This is a genomic window from Streptomyces sp. NPDC002176, assembly GCF_044903645.1.
In the GTDB taxonomy this organism is placed as follows: Bacteria; Actinomycetota; Actinomycetes; order Streptomycetales; family Streptomycetaceae; genus Streptomyces.
In genome coordinates, this window is record NZ_JBJDQW010000003.1 from 877536 (window position 1) to 893712 (window position 16177).

Annotated in this window: 17 protein-coding genes and 1 tRNA gene; 7 read left to right on the forward strand and 11 right to left on the reverse strand. The window is 72.8% G+C overall.

Features of this window, described 5'->3' with window-relative positions; all coding sequences use genetic code 11:
• Window positions 1-216: 216 nt before the first annotated feature.
• The gene (locus ACI2LY_RS17840) at window positions 217-2001 is read right to left on the reverse strand and encodes a GTPase (protein WP_404708171.1); all 1785 of its coding nucleotides are present in this window, start codon (window positions 1999-2001) and stop codon (window positions 217-219) included.
• 30 nt (window positions 2002-2031) lie between these two features.
• A complete protein-coding gene (locus ACI2LY_RS17845; RefSeq protein ID WP_404707945.1) occupies window positions 2032-3642 on the reverse strand; it encodes a dynamin family protein in 1611 nt (536 codons plus the stop codon).
• 271 nt (window positions 3643-3913) lie between these two features.
• On the opposite strand from ACI2LY_RS17845, the gene ACI2LY_RS17850 reads away from it, so the two are divergent.
• A tRNA-Arg gene (locus ACI2LY_RS17850) sits at window positions 3914-3989 on the forward strand.
• Window positions 3990-4080: 91 nt separating this feature from the next.
• Here ACI2LY_RS17850 and ACI2LY_RS17855 read toward each other — a convergent pair.
• From ACI2LY_RS17855 to ACI2LY_RS17870, 4 genes are all read right to left on the reverse strand, one after another.
• Window positions 4081-4254, reverse strand: a complete 174-nt coding sequence (locus ACI2LY_RS17855) for a hypothetical protein (RefSeq protein WP_404707946.1) — start codon at window positions 4252-4254, stop codon at window positions 4081-4083.
• A 10-nt stretch (window positions 4255-4264) separates the two neighbouring features.
• Window positions 4265-4966: a class F sortase gene (locus ACI2LY_RS17860; RefSeq protein WP_404707947.1), complete on the reverse strand. Its 702-nt coding sequence runs from the start codon at window positions 4964-4966 to the stop codon at window positions 4265-4267.
• A 100-nt stretch (window positions 4967-5066) separates the two neighbouring features.
• Window positions 5067-6149, reverse strand: a complete 1083-nt coding sequence (locus tag ACI2LY_RS17865; RefSeq protein ID WP_404707948.1) for a hypothetical protein — start codon at window positions 6147-6149, stop codon at window positions 5067-5069.
• 343 nt (window positions 6150-6492) lie between these two features.
• Window positions 6493-7350, reverse strand: a complete 858-nt coding sequence (locus ACI2LY_RS17870; protein ID WP_404707949.1) for an HNH endonuclease — start codon at window positions 7348-7350, stop codon at window positions 6493-6495.
• A 316-nt stretch (window positions 7351-7666) separates the two neighbouring features.
• Between ACI2LY_RS17870 and ACI2LY_RS17875 the strand changes: the two genes are divergently transcribed.
• The 4 genes from ACI2LY_RS17875 (at window position 7667) to ACI2LY_RS17890 (ending at window position 10090) form a co-directional block, all read left to right on the forward strand.
• Window positions 7667-8050, forward strand: coding sequence for a DoxX family protein (locus ACI2LY_RS17875; RefSeq protein ID WP_404707950.1), 384 nt, complete (start codon window positions 7667-7669; stop codon window positions 8048-8050).
• A 75-nt stretch (window positions 8051-8125) separates the two neighbouring features.
• Complete coding sequence (locus ACI2LY_RS17880) at window positions 8126-8644, forward strand: hypothetical protein (protein ID WP_404707951.1); 519 nt, start codon at window positions 8126-8128, stop codon at window positions 8642-8644.
• Between the two features lies 1 nt (window position 8645).
• Complete coding sequence (locus tag ACI2LY_RS17885; protein WP_404707952.1) at window positions 8646-9605, forward strand: D-2-hydroxyacid dehydrogenase family protein; 960 nt, start codon at window positions 8646-8648, stop codon at window positions 9603-9605.
• A gap of 191 nt (window positions 9606-9796) precedes the next feature.
• Window positions 9797-10090 carry a chaplin gene (locus ACI2LY_RS17890; protein WP_404707953.1) on the forward strand — a complete coding sequence of 98 codons (294 nt, stop codon included), beginning with the start codon at window positions 9797-9799 and terminating at the stop codon, window positions 10088-10090.
• 111 nt (window positions 10091-10201) lie between these two features.
• Here the strand turns inward: ACI2LY_RS17890 and ACI2LY_RS17895 are convergent, their stop codons facing one another.
• The 5 genes from ACI2LY_RS17895 to ACI2LY_RS17915 all read right to left on the reverse strand — a co-directional run bounded on the left by ACI2LY_RS17895 (window position 10202) and on the right by ACI2LY_RS17915 (window position 13044).
• Window positions 10202-11068 (reverse strand): tyrosinase family protein, encoded by an 867-nt coding sequence (locus tag ACI2LY_RS17895; RefSeq protein WP_404707954.1) that lies wholly within the window; start codon window positions 11066-11068, stop codon window positions 10202-10204.
• Window positions 11052-11540 (reverse strand): tyrosinase family oxidase copper chaperone, encoded by a 489-nt coding sequence (locus ACI2LY_RS17900; protein WP_404707955.1) that lies wholly within the window; start codon window positions 11538-11540, stop codon window positions 11052-11054. Before ACI2LY_RS17900 ends, ACI2LY_RS17895 begins: the two co-directional genes overlap by 17 nt.
• A 94-nt stretch (window positions 11541-11634) precedes the next feature.
• Window positions 11635-12123 carry a DUF5949 family protein gene (locus ACI2LY_RS17905; protein WP_388993802.1) on the reverse strand — a complete coding sequence of 163 codons (489 nt, stop codon included), beginning with the start codon at window positions 12121-12123 and terminating at the stop codon, window positions 11635-11637.
• Window positions 12124-12279: 156 nt separating this feature from the next.
• Complete coding sequence (locus tag ACI2LY_RS17910) at window positions 12280-12567, reverse strand: hypothetical protein (protein ID WP_388994491.1); 288 nt, start codon at window positions 12565-12567, stop codon at window positions 12280-12282.
• Window positions 12568-12804: 237 nt separating this feature from the next.
• Window positions 12805-13044, reverse strand: a complete 240-nt coding sequence (locus ACI2LY_RS17915; protein WP_404707956.1) for a chaplin — start codon at window positions 13042-13044, stop codon at window positions 12805-12807.
• A 569-nt stretch (window positions 13045-13613) separates the two neighbouring features.
• Between ACI2LY_RS17915 and ACI2LY_RS17920 the strand changes: the two genes are divergently transcribed.
• Both ACI2LY_RS17920 and ACI2LY_RS17925 read left to right on the forward strand, forming a co-directional pair.
• Complete coding sequence (locus ACI2LY_RS17920; RefSeq protein WP_404707957.1) at window positions 13614-14774, forward strand: glycosyltransferase family 4 protein; 1161 nt, start codon at window positions 13614-13616, stop codon at window positions 14772-14774.
• Complete coding sequence (locus ACI2LY_RS17925) at window positions 14771-16174, forward strand: exopolysaccharide biosynthesis polyprenyl glycosylphosphotransferase (RefSeq protein WP_404707958.1); 1404 nt, start codon at window positions 14771-14773, stop codon at window positions 16172-16174. Before ACI2LY_RS17920 ends, ACI2LY_RS17925 begins: the two co-directional genes overlap by 4 nt.
• Window positions 16175-16177 lie beyond the last annotated feature (3 nt).

Below are 16177 nucleotides of genomic sequence, written 5' to 3' on the forward strand. Positions count from 1 at the left end.
GCGCACCGGTCTCACTCGTGGCGCGCCGCACGACCGCCGACCGCGAAGCCCGCCCGTCCCCACCTGATGTGCCGGGCAGGCGGTGCGATCGCCGTGGCACCAGACTGCCCCCACCCCCGCCGACCCCGCCCGGCGCTGTGGACAGCCCCCCGCTTGTGGACAACTCCGTCACCCGATGAGGTGGCCGCCCTGTCCACAGCCCGCCCCGCAGACCCCCTACCGACCGGCCCCCACCCCCGCGATCCGCCCGTACTGCTCCCGCACCTCCCGGTACCGCAACAACTCCGCCGCCACCGGGTCCAGCACCCGCGCCCGTCCACAGCTCGCCGCCGCCTCCCGCAGCCGACGCTCCGCCTCCTGCCCATACCGCCGAGCAGGTCCCCGTGCCGCCATCCGGCACCCCCACTCCACCAGCGGCCCGCCGACGATCCCGCACAGCATCAGCAGCACCGGCACGCCCAGATTCGGCGAGAGCACCCCCGCGATCTGCCCCACCAGCCACACCCCGCCCACGATCTGGAGCAGCGTCATCGCGGCCTGCGCCAGCACCGCCACCGGCCACCAGCCCGGCCGGGGCGGGCGTCCCGGCGGCAGACCGGACTGGTCCGCCAGCTCGTCCAGCGACTCCGACAGCCCCTGCGACCCGCGTACGGCCGCCTCGCGCACCGCCTGCGCCCAGGGGGTGGGCAGCTCGGCGGCGGCCTGGTCGGACACCGTACGGACCGCATGTTCCACCCGTTGGCGCGCGGTGGCCTCGGCGTCGTTCTGCCTGCGCACCGGGAGGCTCCCGGTCTGCGGGCCGCCGCGGTCCTGGTACCAGCGCCACAGCCGCAGCCAGGGCGTACCGCAGGCGCGGTTGGCGCTGCGCAGCCAGGCGCGTTCGGCGGCCTCCCCGGCGGCGGTGGCGCCGACCGCGTCCGCGAGCCGCCCGGAGAACTCCTCGCGCGCCTCCTCGCTGAGCCCGACGCCCTGCCCGGCGGCGTACACGGGGCGCAGGTCGGCGGCGGCCGCGTCCACGTCGGCCGAGACCCGGCGAGCGGCCGCGCCCCGCTCGGCGACGAACGTGCCGAGCGCCTCGCGCAGGTCGCCGACGCCGTCGCCGGTGAGCGCGGACAGGGCGAGCACGGTGGCGCCGGGTTCGTCGTACTCGCCGAGCGCGATGCCGTCCTCGTCCAGCAGGCGGCGCAGGTCGTCGAGGATCTGGTCGGTGGCCTCGGCGGGCAGCCGGTCGGTCTGGTTGAGGACGACGAACATCACCTCGGCGTGGCCCGCCATCGGCCGCAGATAGCGCTCGTGCAGCGCGGCGTCGGCGTACTTCTCCGGGTCGACCACCCAGATGACCGCGTCGACCAGCTTGAGGACCCGGTCGACATGCTCGCGGTGCTGTACGGCGGCGGAGTCGTGGTCGGGCAGGTCGATCAGGACCAGCCCGCGCAGCTGCGCCTCGGCCTCGGCGCTCTGCAACGGGCGGCGGCGCAGTCGGCCGGGGATGCCGAGGCGGTCGATGAGGGTGGCGGCGCCGTCGCTCCAGCTGCACGCGATGGGCGCGGCGGTCGTCGGACGGCGCACCCCGGTCTCGGAGATGGGCACCCCGGCGAGCGTGTTGAACAGCTGGGACTTTCCGCTGCCGGTCGCGCCCGCGATGGCGACGACGGTGTGCTGCCCGGACAGCTTGCGCCGCGCGGTGGCCTCGTCCAGGACGCGCGCGGCCTCGGCGAGGGTCTGGTTGTCGAGGCGGGCGCGGGACAGCCCGACGAGTTCGCGCAACGCGTCGAGACGGGAGCGCAGGGGGCCGTCGTAGGCCAGTGGCGCCGGGGGGCCGCTCGTCGCCCCGCGCGCGGGGGGCTCCTGGGGTGCGCCGTCCTCGGTGGCGCGGCGGGCGATGAGGCCGTCGTCCCAGGCACCGCCGTCGGCGGAGACCTCGTCATCGGGACGCTGATCGCCCTCCACGCGCGCGTGCGGCTCGTCGTCGGCGGAGGCCGTGGCGTCGACGTGATCCATCTGGTCCTTCTGGGCGGCGGCGGTCACCGGTCACCTCTCCTTCTGCAGTACGGACAGCGCGGCGATCAGCTCGGCCTGCGACTCGGCGTGGACGTCCAGGGCGTCGATCGGGGCGAGACGGCGCTCGCGTTCGCCGTGCAGGACCCGGTCGACGTGCTCGGTGAGCAGGCGCCCGGCGCGGTCGCGCAGCCGCAGCGCGCCGTGCGCCCCGATCCGCTCGGCCAGCCCCTCGCCCGCCGTACGCGCCCGGCGTCCGCCCAGGACGACGGCTGCGGCGAGCGCGGCGACCGTCTCGGCGTCGGGTGCGTTGCCGCGTTCCAGCTCGCGCACCTCGTCCTCGGCGTACTCCTCCAGCTCGCGCCGCCAGCGCCGTACGGCGAGGCCGATGCGGTGCTCGGCGCTCTCCGGGGAGGGGTCGCGGTCGGCGAGTTCCGGGGCGGCCGCGGCGGGTTCGCGGCGCCATGCCTCGGCCACGCGCTCATCGGCGGCGGTGACGGCACACAGCAGCAGCGCGCCGAGGCTCTCCGTGAGGGCGTCGAGGAGTTCGGCGGCGGTGCAGTCCAGCGGGTAGGCGCGCCAGCGTTTGAGGGCGTCCCCGGCGAGGACGGTGCCGGACTGGAGCCTGCCGCGTACGCGCGCGTGCTCGCTGTCGTAGGCACCGTCCACGGCGGAGGTGAGGCGGAGGGCGGCCGCGTACTGCGCGGCGGCGGCGCTCGCCAGCTCCGGCATACGGGCGGCAAGCGAGTCGAGCAGGCCGTACGCCGTACGGGTGAGGGCGCTGCGGCGGGCGCCGGGGTCCTGGGTGTGGTGGTGCAGCCAGGTGCGCAGCGAGGCGACGGCGGAGGCGGGCAGCAGTCCGCCGCCCCAGGCCGACTCGGGCAGCTCGGGCACGGTGAACCGGGGCACCTCGCCGAGCCCGGCCTTGGTGAGCAGGGCGCCGTACTGGCGGGAGACCTCGGCGACGACCTGGTGCGGGACGCGGTCCAGGACGGTGATCAGGGTGGCGCGGTACTCCTTGGCGGTGCGCAGCAGATGCCAGGGGACGGCGTCGGCGTACCGGGCGGCCGTCGTGACCATGATCCAGATGTCGGCGGCGCAGATCAGCTGGGCGGCGAGTACGCGGTTGTCGGCGACCAGCGAGTCGACGTCCGGCGCGTCGAGCAGGGCGAGCCCGCGCGGGAGGGTTTCGGCGGTCTCGACGCGGAGCACGCGCGCGTGGTCGTCGACGGGCGTGTCGCTGTCCTTGGCGGGTTTTTCCTGGTGGGGCACCCAGCGGCGGGTGAGGTCGGGCAGTACGCGCATGCCGCTGAACCAGTGCTGGTCCTCCGGATGGCAGACGAGTACGGGGGTACGGGTGGTCGGCCGGAGCACGCCCGCCTCCGTCACCCGCCGCCCCACCAGGGAGTTCACCAGGGTCGACTTCCCGGTCCCGGTCGATCCGCCGACGACGGCCAGCAGGGGCGCTTCGGGCGAGCGCAGTCGGGGTACGAGATAGTCGTCCAGTTGGGCGAGCAGTTCGTCCCGGTTGGCGCGCACGCGCGGGGCTCCCGCCAGGGGGAGCGGGAAGCGTGCGGCGGCGACACGGTCGCGCAGAGCAGCGAGTGCGTCGAGTAGCTGAGGGCGTACGTCCAAGGTCACCACATGCGAAGAATGCCCAATTTTAGGGGAATTCTGAAGCATATGGACATGCCTGCGCGCCGAAGGGACAGACCGGACGGAAGGGATGACTGGGACGCGGGCCCCCTCCCGGCATAACGAGTGCACAACACCCGGCGCGTCAGGGCGCAAAAGCGATGCATGATTCGTACCCGCCTGCGATTATCTTGACCGCTTCACCGAACCTCCACATCGAGCCACGGAGGCGCGGCGACGGGGTCAAGGAACGGGGAGCTTTATCCTTGACCCGCACCAGGCCCCCGTAGCTCAGTGGATAGAGCAGGCGCCTTCTAAGCGCTTGGCCGCAGGTTCGAGTCCTGCCGGGGGCGCCAGCCGTCGCCAGCAAAAACGCCCCAGAGGGCATCTCCCCTCCAGGGCGTTTCGTGTCTCTGACGGCAACGCTGACGGCAACGGGCCCGTCTCTCACTCGCTCGCGAGCAGGCTCCCTAGCTGATCAAGAGCGGTCCGCTTCTCGGTCGTGTCGACGTGTGCGTAGATGTTCATAGGCACGTCCAGGGCGCCGTGCCCGACGATGTCGCGGGCGATGTGCGGTGGGACATCGAGGCCGAGAAGCAGCGTCACGCAGGTGAGCCGCACACCGTGAGGATCAGCTCGCGGAGGTTCGTATCAGGTCGACGTACAGGATGATGTTGTCCGGACGGTGGCCCGCACGCAGGTCGCCGCCGCAGGTGATGACGCGCAGTTCGGGGCGGGGGGTGTCGCCGTACACCCGCTGGGTGGGGAAGTTTTTCTTGTCCACCTGCTGCAGGGTGCGTACGGCGAAGACCGCGGTGGTGCCGTCGGCGCGGTCGACGGTGATGGTGTCGCCCGGACGCACGCGTGCCACGTTCCGCAGGACGGCGGGCCCGTTGACGGTGTCGAAGTGGCCGATGAGTACGGACGGGCCCGTCTGGCCGGGGGTGACGCCCTCCCGGTACCAGCCGATGCGGTCGGCCTGGGCGACGGAGGGCACCTGGACGGTTCCGTCGGCTGCCAGGCCGAGTTGGAGGACGGGGGAGGTGTCGACGCCGGCGGCAGGGATGCGGACCCGCACGGGCGCGGACGCTGGCAGCGGAGCCGGTGGGGACGCGGGCGAGGACGTGGACGCGGGCGACGGCGGTGGGGCGGAAGCGGTGATGTTCGCTGCCGGGCCGTGTGCGGCGGATGCCGGGGTGTCGGCGTGTAGGGCGATGACCGTCATCCAGCCGCCGACGGCCAGTGCTGCCGCCGCCGCAGCCGCGATCCAGCGCGGGCGGCTGTGGGAGGACGGGGAGGGGGGCGGGGTGTCCTGGGCTGGGGGCGCCTTCATTTGGGGTTCCTCGGGGCTTCCTGGGCTGCGCTGCGGGAGGCGCGGAAGGCGGGCCGCCGGTGACGACCGGTGGCCCGCCAGGTGCGGTGGTGTCGGGGGGTCAGAGGCCCGCGCGGCGGCGGCGCACCACGTAAGCGAGGCCGATCGCACCGCCCGCGGCCAGGGCCGCGCCGCCCGCCAGGAGAGCGGTGTTCTGCGAGCTGCCGATGCCTTCGGCGCCCGCGGCGACAGCGCCGGTGGGAACGACCTTGGTCTGCGTGGCCGTGATGGTCTGGGCGGTGGCGGTGCCGGTGTGCTTCGAGGTGCCCGTGGTGGTGTGGGTGGTGGCGGTTCCGGTGTGCTTCGAGGTACCCGTGCCGGTGCCCGTGTTCAGGCAGCCCTTGGGAAGCTTCGGGAAAGGCGTCGTACGCCACGACTGCGGGGCGCCCTGGTTGTTGTCGAGGAAGAGCGGGGCGGTGCTGTACGCCTTCTCGATCTTCAGACCGTTGGCGGTGTCCTCCAGGTGGCTGCGGTCCACGGTGGACACCGCGTTGCCCTTGCCGTCCCTCAGCACGGCCTTCGGGCCCTTACGGAGACTGTTGGTCAGGTCGACCGTCCAGCCACCGAAGCGGGAGGGGATGGTCTGGAGCACGGTGCACTCGCCGGTGACGGTGACGGAACCGGTGCCAGCGCCGGTACCCGTGCCAGTACCGGTGCCGGTGCCGGTACCAGTGCCAGCACCGGTGCCAGTGCCGGTACCAGTGCCGGACCCCGTACCCGTACCGGAACCGCCGCCCGTACCCGTGTTCAGGCAGTCCTTCGGCAGAGCCGGGAAAGGCGTCGTGCGCCACGGCTGCGGGTCGCCCTGGGAACGGTCGAGGAAGAGCGGGGAGGTGGTGTCCGCGTTCTTGATCTTGAGGCCGCTGGAGAGGTCCTCGGGGTGGGCGCGGTCCACGGTGGACACCGTCGTGCCCTTGTCGTCCTTCAGCACGGCCTTGGGGCCGGCCGAGAGGTCATTGGTCAGGTCGACCGTCCAGCCGCCGAAGGAGGCGGGGATGGTCTGCGTAGCGGTGCAGTGCGCGTCGGTGCCGGACGGGCCGTCAGCGGCAAAGGCGACGGCAGGCGTGAGCAGGGCGCCGGCGAGGGCGGCGGTGGCGACGGCGGCGCGGAGGGTGAGGCGGTGGCGCGCGAGGACGGCAGACATGGTGATCCCCCCAGGGATGACAAGAGTGGTGTAGCAAGAAGATCGCGCCACGCGGTTTTCCGTCCGGCCCCCCGGCTTCGGCTCTCGCGGTGTGCGATGCGCTCAGTGTGGCTGAGCACATGATCATGATCGATCCGGGAACCGTCACCGCCGTGTAACAGCGCGACGGCTCACCTCTCCGGCCGCCAGGCCGACAGGCCGCCCCACCGTTCTCCGGCAGCCTGGCAGGCACCTTGACCAGTGGCGCAAGCTCTCTCGCGCCTTCGGTCATGCAGGTGCAACACACAGCAGGGCACCCCGGACACGGGCTGCCCTGCTGCGGCTTGGATGCGCTGAGCTTGGCTCAGTCGCCGTCGTCCTCCTTGCGGCGCTTGCGGTCGCGCTCGTACTTCTTGATTTCCTCAGGCGCGCCCTCCACGGGCCAGGGCTTCCAGGCGCGCAGTTCATACGTCACCGCGGTGATGCCGTTCTCCTTGGTCCGGTGGGAGACGATGTCCCAGCCGAGGACGAACCGCAGTTCGCGAAGCCGCTTCTTGGGGTCGCCCTTGTGCGTGTCCCGTGCCACGATCTGGATCAGCTCGGCAGGAGTGAACTCCCCCTTGTCGGCGAACGCCTTGAGCAGTTCGCCGATCCGCTCCCAGGGGTTCGGGCGGTGTATCGCCTGAGCGAGGGCATCGCCGTAGGGGTTCAGGCTCTGGAAGAACGCCTTCTTGCCGTTGTTGTGCGCCTGGCAGAGCGGTTCCAGGTTGTCCAGCTCTGTCTTACCTCCCCAGGACCGCGGGACGATGTGGTCGATCTGGAGCCTGGCGTCCTTGGGGCCCGCTCCGCACATCGCGCAGAAGCGCCCCTTGACGGTGAAGACCTCCGCCTGGAGCTTCGGGGAGATCTTCACGTTGTCACCGGCGGGCGTCTCGCTCCAACCCACAAGCCGGTAGACCCACTTACCGTCACCCTCGCGGCGGTAGGAGTCGACCTTGAAGTGGTCACGCACTTCCCGGAGCCGACGCTGGGTGTGCACGTTGCCCTTCCCGAAGATCTCCCGGGACCGCTGGATCCACTCGTCCATGGTCGGCGGGTCCGCACGCCGCTCCAGCAGGAAATCTGCGGCCGCCGCCGTCTCCCGACTCGTGAACAGGGCCTTGACCTCAGCACTGCCAGGCGCTGGCAGCGGTCGCTCGGTCATCTCGTTCGTGTCCGTCATCGCGGAACCCCCTCCTGATCGCCAACCCCTCGGCCGACGATCAAGAACCTATAGGGCGGCATGGCGGATCGGCAAGCTACATCCACATGCCACCCAAGCATCCTGGAGTCAGAAAATAGCCTCTGAGCTGGCACTTTATGAGAATCTCGCCGCCGGAGAATTCTCCCCAGCTACAGGTTTCCGGCGGCGAGAAAGGAAGTCAGAGCACTCCCCCGGAACCGGACGGAGCCAACTGCGCCAAGGGCATGTCACACATCGCCGCCTCAGTCACGTCTTCCTCCCGGAGGGAACGTCGACCGGTAGGGAAGTGGGACACATGGACCTCGCTCTGTGGATCAGCGCATGGGCGCTGGCCGTGGTGGCTTTCGTCGGTGGTGTCAGCAAGACCTTCGTGTCGAAGGAGAAGCTGGCCGCCGTGCACGGGGGAGGGTGGACCGAGGGGGTCGGTGCCCGGAGCGTCAAGGCGCTGGGGGTGCTCGAACTGCTTGCCGCCGTCGGGCTCGTGCTGCCCGCCCTCCTTGACCGCGTGCCCGTCCTCGTCCCGGTGACCGCCGCCTGCTGGGTGCTGTTGATGATCGGCGCGATGGCCACCCACGGCCGGCGCCGTGAGTTCGGGTTCGTGGCGCTGAACCTGGTCTACCTCGCGCTCGCCGCCTTCATCGCCTGGGGGTGGTTCGGCCCGGAGTCCTTCCCCGGCTGATCGGCGGCCCGTCTCACCTGCGACAATCCCTCAACGAGCGGGGAGCGAGGGGGAATTGTGGTGCGGACGGTCAGCGTGAGACATCTGGCTCGGGCCGAGGATCTCGCCGCCGGTGCCGCGCTGTCGCCGCGGGTCCGGCGATCCCGGGACCGGGCCGCGCGGAAGGCCGTGGTGGGGGCCGCGGTGACGGTGGGGCTCGTGGTGCTCCAGGGGCGGTACGACGATCCCACGCATCTCGTCTACCTCGCCGCCTGCATCTCCGGCGCACTGACGGGACGCTCCTTGCGCACCGTCCTCCTCTCCACCCCCTGGGGCCGCCGCTGGTCGGTGAGGCGTGCGGTGGACGCGCGCCCCGACCCGGAGGTGACCGTCGGCGACGACGGCATCGTGCTCGTCGCCGACGGGCGCTCCCACCTCGAGCCCTGGGACACGTTCACCGGACACATCGAGACCGAGCGGCAGTTCATCCTCCTCAGGGCCTCGGGGGAACCCGCCGTCAGGCTGCCCAAGCGCACCTTCCCGGACGCGGCCCTCGTCGCGGAGTGCCGACGCCTGCTCGCGGAGCGACTGCCCGCGCGACACGAGGAGAAGTGACATGCGGCTTCGCTGTGCCGTACTCGACGACTACCAGGGAGTGGCCACCGAGGTGGCCGACTGGGCCCCGCTCGACGGGCGCGTGGACGTCGTCGCCTTCCGGGAGCATCTCGGCGGCGAGGACGCCCTCGCCGCCGCGCTCGCCGACTTCGACATCGTCGTCACCCTGCGCGAACGCGTCCCGTTCCCCGCCGCGCTGATAGCCCGTCTCCCCCGGCTGAAGCTGCTCATCGCCTCCGGGATGCGCAACAGCGTCATCGACTACGCGGCCGCCCGGGCGCACGGCGTCACGGTGTGCGGTACGGCGAGTTCGTCGGCGCCTCCGGTCGAGCTGACCTGGGCGCTGCTGCTCGGGCTCGCGCGGGGGATCGTCGAGGAGAGCGGCGCGCTCCGGTCCGGTGGGCCCTGGCAGAGCACCCTCGGCGCCGATCTGCACGGGCGGCGGCTCGGGCTGCTCGGGCTCGGGAAGATCGGGAGCCGGGTCGCGGCCGTGGGGCTCGCCTTCGGGATGCGGGTGAGCGCCTGGAGCCCGCACCTCACCGCCGAGCGCGCCGACGAGGTCGGCGTGGACCTCGCCGCGAGCAAGGAGGAGCTGCTCGCCGAAAGCGACTTCGTCTCCGTGCACCTCGCTCTGGGCGACCGGTCCCGCAAACTCCTGGGCGCCCCTGAACTCGCCCTGATGAAACCGACCGCCTACCTCGTCAACACCTCCCGCGCCGCGATCGTCGACCAGGACGCCCTGCTGGACGCGCTCCGCACGGGCCGCATCGCGGGCGCCGCCGTCGACGTGTACGACACCGAGCCCCTCCCCGCCGACCACCCCCTGCGCACCGCCCCGAACCTGCTCGCCACGCCCCACCTCGGCTATGTCTCGCGGGCCAACTACCGGACGTACTACGGCCAGGCGGTGGAGAACATCGAGGCATACCTCAAGGGCGCACCCCTACGGCGTCTCCCCTAAGTACGCCCAGGAGACACGTCCAGGACATATCGCCGCGAATCACCCGCCCCAAGATTCACCCCCCGTAAAAGGGTGATCCCCCACCTTTCCCCCGTGACCCCCTCCCCCGCGCGCCGTTGTACGGGAAGTGCGGCGGCGATCTCTGCCGCCTCCCTCCCCCGAGCGACATGAAGCGACATAAGGAGAACGTGATGTCTCGCATTGCGAAGGCAGCCGTCGTGGCCCTCGGCACCGGTGCCGTGATGGTCGGTGGCGCCGGTCTGGCGCTGGCCGACGCGACCGCCGGGGGTGCGGCCGTCGGCTCGCCCGGCGTGGGCTCCGGCAACGTGGTCCAGGTCCCGGTCCACATCCCGGTCAACCTCTGCGGCAACACCATCAACGTGGTCGGCCTGCTGAACCCGGCCTTCGGCAACACCTGCGCCAACGTCAGCACGCCGGCGCCGGTGCAGGAAGTCCACGAGGGCGGCTACGGCTACGGCAACTGAGCCCCACCCCCCGCGAAGAGCCCCGGCACCCTGAGCGCCGGGGCTCTTCGCATGCCCGGAGGACATGCTCGGAGGACATGACCGAGGGGCATGTCCCCACAAGACATGCCCTCACGCGTACCTATAGATCCCGCTCACATCCTCCAGCGAGTCCGGCGTGACATTCCACGGCGGCATCTTGTCGAGCCGCGCGACGACACGGCCTCGCTGCTTGTCACCGGGGCCCGGCTGGGTCGCGGGCAGATAGCGGTGGGTCTTGTGCGCCCGCTGCCAGCGGTACCACTGGTAGTCGATGAAGGCGTGGTGCAGCCAGAACACCGGGTCGTTGACCGACGCGCCGCCGAGCATCGCGCCGCCGACCCAGCGGTGCACCCGGTTGTGGTTGTGCCAGGAGGCGCTGCCGCCGCCGGTCCCCCACCCCTCCAGCTTGTTGCGGAAGCCGCGCGTGACGGTCGAGTCCCACGGGGAGACGTCGTACGCCGGGTCGTCCAGGGCCCACTGCAGCTCGCTCCTGGTGGGGAGTTGGAGCGGGGAGGCGGCGCGGCCGAGGTCGCGGGTGAGGTACTTGCCGTCGGTGATGCCCTCCTTGATGGTCCAGTGCCCGGCCGCGTAGGCGAACGGCCCGGTGGTCACCTGCCGGTCGCTCTTGCGGCCGTTGCCGCCGAGGAGGTCCTTCGTCCAGGGCACGGACGTCGTGGCGCGGTCGCGGGTCCAGTCCCAGTACGGCACGGTCACCGAGGAGTCCACCCGGCGCAGCGCCCGCTCCAGTTCCAGCAGGAAGCGCCGGTGCCAGGGCAGGAAGGAGGGGGCCATGTGGGCGGCGCGCAAGCCCTTCTCGCCGTCCGCCGTGTAGTAGTCGATGTGCAGACGGACGAATTCGTCGTACTCGCCGCGCCGTTTCACCTCCAGCAGGGCGTCGACGAAGCGCCGCCGCTCGCTCGCGGTGAGGGCGGCGGCGTTCTTACGCACGTACGCCATGCATGCCCCCCATCCCGTGGCCCGCGTGCTCGCCGCCGACCGGACCGGGGGCCATCTCGCGCAGCCGCTGGCCGGGACCGATCTCGTCCACGGCGGCACGGGCCGCCTCCAGCGGGGTGGCGTACGAGGTGTAGTGGTCGACCATGCTCATCCAGGTGCCGTCGGCGCGGCGCATCAGGTGCAGCGGGCGTCCGTCGACGGTGATCTGCCAGTCGCCCTCGCCCGCCCCGCGCGCGACGGCCGGGACCAGGAAGCCCTGGATGCGGTGGCCGCGGTAGGTCTCGTCGAAGGTGTTGCCGCCCCGCTCCCCGGCCGGGGGGAGGGGGCGGGAGGCGGCGACCACCGGGGCCAGCGCCAGGGCGGCCACCGAGGCCAGCAGGCCGCGGGTCACCTCCCGCCGTGAACGTGTGCCCGTACCCTCTCTGACCTGCCGTTCCGTCCCTACGGCCACACCACCGGCACCGACGACCATCGCTCACTCCCTCGTCCGCAGTTGGGCTTGTCCACAGCGGTAACCGCGCGAGGGCGCTCGGGGTCACCGCCCGGCGGCCATCCGGGTAGGGGGGTCAGCGCAGACTGCGCGCGGGCAGCATGACGTGGGCGGCGGTCATCAGGGTCTCGTCGGCACCGGCGAAGGCGGCCAGCGCGGCCGGGTCGACGTACACACCGGGGCGGCCCTCGGGCCAGGCGCGGGTGGTGAAGACGAGGTAGGCGTGGCCGCGCCGGGCGACGGCGTCCAGCCACTCCGGCGGGGCGTCGGCCTGGGCGACGAGCTGGGGCAGCCGGACGACGGCCTGGCCGGCCTCGACGAGCAGGGAGACGGGGAGGCTGGGCCGGGTGGCGCCGTCGATGACGGTGCCGATGGTCAGGCCGTTCATCTCCAGCAACTGGGTGACGGCGGCCGAGGTGGCGCGCGGTCCGCCCTCGGCGTCCCCGAGGGAGTACGCCAGCAGGTAGGGCATGTCCATGCCGTCGGGGGCCTCGCCGCTCCAGGCCAGGACGACGAGGGTGCCGAGGTCGGCGGCGCGGAAGGCTTCGCTTGTGGTTGAGGTCACCGCGCGACCCTATCCACGGGCCGGGGTCCGACCGGGGGGCCGCTCACTCGTCCGGGGGACTGCCGGGAGGTGCTCCACACGATCGGGGGAAGCGGCCTCGAACACGGCGGGAGGGCCGGTCCGCGCGGTCGCGGCCCGGCCCTCCTCCACGCTGGCTCAGCTCTGCAGCGGCAGGCCGCCGAGCAGCGGGTTGTGCGTGTTCAGCGCGGTGGTCGCGCCCTTGACGGTGCTGAGGACGGAGTCCTTGTTCTCGGTGTTCAGCGCGTCCGACTGGTGCTGGAGCGGCATCACGTCACGCACCGTCAGACCACCCTTGGCGACCTGGTCGACGGCGCCGTTCAGGCTGCTCGGCGTCAGGTCGCCGGAGTAGGCGAACGCGGGCGCGGCGACGCCGGTGAGGGCGACGGAACCGGCCAGGACGGCGGCGGCCTTCAGGGACTTCATCATGTTCCTCTCCTCGGCAACTCGCGTCGCCCCAGGGATCTCCGACGCCGTGCCTAACGAGGCGCGGCCGGGCCGGAAACCGTGTGCACACAAGACATATGAAATTCCCCTGGTACGGGGGTTGGTCACATACGCCAGCGGTCACCTACACGAGCGGCCACATACGCCAGCGGCCCGGCCGTCCGCACACGCGGTGTGCGTGTACGGACGGCCGGGCCGAGAGCTGCGTGCGCGACCTCAGTCGTTGACGCAGGTGTTGCCGAAGGCCGGGTTCAGCAGGCCGATGACGTCGATGGTGTTGCCGCAGACGTTGATCGGCACGTGCACCGGGATCTGGACGACGTTGCCCGAGAGGACGCCCGGCGAGTTCGCGGCGACGGCCTGCGCGCCGGAGTCGGCGGAGGCGATACCGGCACCGCCGGCGACGGCCGCCACGGCGGCGGAGGTCAGGACCAGACCCTTCGCGATACGCGACATGGAGAGGTGCTCCTTGAAAATCGAGACGAACGTCCGGGCGAGCTGCCCGACGCTGTGTCAACGCGTGCCGGGCCGAGGGGTTGTGCCGCCAAAGGGGTGATCTCCGCGAGAACCGCGGGGTCCCGCGCCGCGCGTTCGCGTCGTTGCGGCACCCCGGCGCCCGCGCTCACTAGAGTCGCGGCCCTCTCCTCCGTACCAGGTCCGGACGCCGCGCGGGGCGGGCACCGGCTCACGATTCCGGGAGGCACCGTGCCGCGCCGTCGTACGCCGGGCGCACGGAAGTGGCCGGGCGCGGGTCCACCGGACGACGTACCGGAGCGCACGACCGGCGCGGTGGGGCGCGTACGGGTCTGGCGCCAGGGCGGCTACGTCATCCCGTCCGGCCGCGCGCCCGAGGGTGGCCGATCTCGGCCGCGCCACGCGTCCGCGGCGGTGACCCGCCGGGCCACCTGCTCGTTCCTCACCGGGACGCGGCGAGGGCCGGTGTGCTCTGCACCGCGGAGGACGCCCGGCAGCGAGGCGCGGTCCCGACCAGACCAGATCGCCCCTGTGAGCGAGGTACCCCGCCCATGCACCAGCCAGTTTCCGACGCCCGAGAACGGGTCCTGCATGTCGCGCAGCCCGTCGACGGCGGTGTCGCGCGGGTCGTGCTCGACCTGGCGCGGGCCCAGCTCGCCGCGGGCGTGCGCGTCGTGATCGCCTGCCCAGGCGGCCGACTGGCCACGGAGGCACAGGAGATAGGCGCCGAGGTGCGGCTCTGGCGGGCCACCCGGTCACCGGGTCCCGCGCTGCCCGGCGAGGTACGGCGGCTCGCCCGCCTCGCCGGGGAGGTACGGCCCGCACTGGTGCACGCGCACAGCGCCAAGGCCGGGCTGGCCGCCCGGCTCGCCCTGCGCGGCCGGGTCCCCACCGTCTTCCAGCCGCACGCCTGGTCCTTCGAGGCCGTCGGCGGGGCCACCGCCGCGCTCGCCCTGCGCTGGGAGCGGTTCGGCACGCGCTGGGCCGAACGGGTGGTGTGCGTGAGCGAGGCGGAGCGTACGACCGGCGTGCGCGCCGGGGTGCGCGCCTCGTACGCGGTGGTGCCCAACGGCATCGACCCCGAGCGGTTCTCCCCCGCGCCCGCTGCGGCGGCCCGCGCGGAGCTGCCGGGGCTCGGGGCCGGACCGCTGGTGGTGTGTGTGGGACGGCTGTGCCCGCAGAAAGGCCAGGACGTGCTGCTGGCCGCGTGGGAGAGGGTGCTGACCGTGCTGCCGGAGGCCCGGCTGGTGCTGGTCGGCGACGGACCCGACCGGGAGAAGCTGAGCCAGTTGGCGGGCCCCCGGGTGCGGTTCGCGGGTGATGTCGCCGATGTCCTGCCCTGGTACCGGGCCGCCGACCTGGTGGTGCAGCCCTCGCGCTGGGAGGGCATGGCGCTGGCCCCGCTGGAGGCGCTGGCCTGCGCCCGGCCGGTGGTGCTCAGCGAGGTGGACGGGGCCCGCGAGAGCCTGCCGCCCGCGCTCGCCGGACGCTGCCTGGTGCCGCCGGAGGACCCCGACGCGCTGGCCGCCGCCGTGACCGGGCTGCTGTCCGACGCGCCGCTGCGCGCGGACCTCGGCGCCCAGGGTCGTCGGCACGTCCTGACCACGCACGACGTACGGCTGACCGCCGAGCGGATCGCGGACCTCTACCGCGACCTCCTCGGCACCCTGCCGTCCGTGTCCATCGAGCGCAGGGAGTCGACCCACCCGTGACCGCGGAAAGCATCGTCCCCTCCCCCAGCGCCTCCGGCATGGACTCCGGATACGCTGTACGGGCCGCGCAGGGCTTCCGGTTCCCGGCCCGGCGCCCGCACTCCCCGACCGTCTCGCCGCTGCCCCTGCTCACCGCCGACCTCGCCGCCGCCGCGGCGGGCGCGGTCGTGCTGGACGCGGCCGTGCGCGGGCCGCTCGTCGTGGCCTCGCTGGTCGGCGCCGCCCTGCTGCTGCGGCCGCGCCCGGCCCGCGCGGTGACCGGCGTGCTCGACGAACTCCCCTCCGTCTGCGGCCGGATCGCGGTGCTCTGGCTGGCGCTCGGCGCGCTGACCGCCGCCCTGGAACCCGGCCACCCCCTGTCGCTGTCCGCGCTGGCCGTCGGCTGGTCCGCGCACGCGGCGGTGGCCTGCGTGGGCCGGACCATCGTGCACCGGCGGCGCCGGGCGGTGCGGCTGCGGCAGCCGAGCACCGCGCTGGTGATCGGCCCGGCCGCGACCGCCCAGCGGGTCGCGGCGGCGCTGCTGCGGCAGCCGGACTGCGGGGTACGCCCCGTCGGCGTGGTCACCGACCACCCGGACGGCAGCACCGGGCTCCCCGTACTGACCTCGGGCGAGCAGGTGGAGCGGGCGCTCATCCAGAACGGCGTCGGCGCCGTGCTCACCGTCGACCCCGCCGTGCGCACCGAGAAGGGCCCGCTGCTGCGGGCGCTCGCCGAGTCGGGATGCGCGGTATGGGAGGTGGACGCGGACTGCCCGGCGTACGAGATGCGCGAGCAGCTCGCCGGGTTCTCCGTACGGCGGCTCGACCTCGGCGCCCGGCGGCGCGGCCGTGTCGGCAAGCGGCTGCTGGACCTCGGGGTGTCGGGTGCCCTGCTGGTGCTGGCCGCGCCGCTGCTGCTGTGCTGCGCGCTGGTGCTGCGGCTCAGCCAGGGTCCGGGCGTGGTGTTCCGGCAGGAGCGCGTCGGCCAGGACGGGCGCCCCTTCACCCTGCTGAAGTTCCGCACCTACCGCCCGGTGGACGAGCGGGAGTCGGCGACCCGGTGGAGCGTGGCGGACGAGCGGCGGATGAACCCGTTCTGCCGTTTCATGCGCCGGACCTCGATGGACGAGCTGCTCCAGCTGTGGAACGTCTTCCGGGGCGACATGAGCCTGGTCGGCCCGCGCCCCGAACGCCCGTACTTCGTCACGCAGTTCAGCCAGTGCTACCCCGGTTACGCGGCCCGGCACCGGATGCGTACCGGCATCACCGGTCTGGCGCAGGTCAGCGGATTGCGCGGGGACACCTCGATCGAGGACCGGGCCCGCTACGACAACGCCTACATCGACAACTGGTCGCTGTGGCAGGACATCTGCATCCTGCTGCGCACCGCGGCCGCCGTCGTCCGGTCCACCGGGAGCTGACGG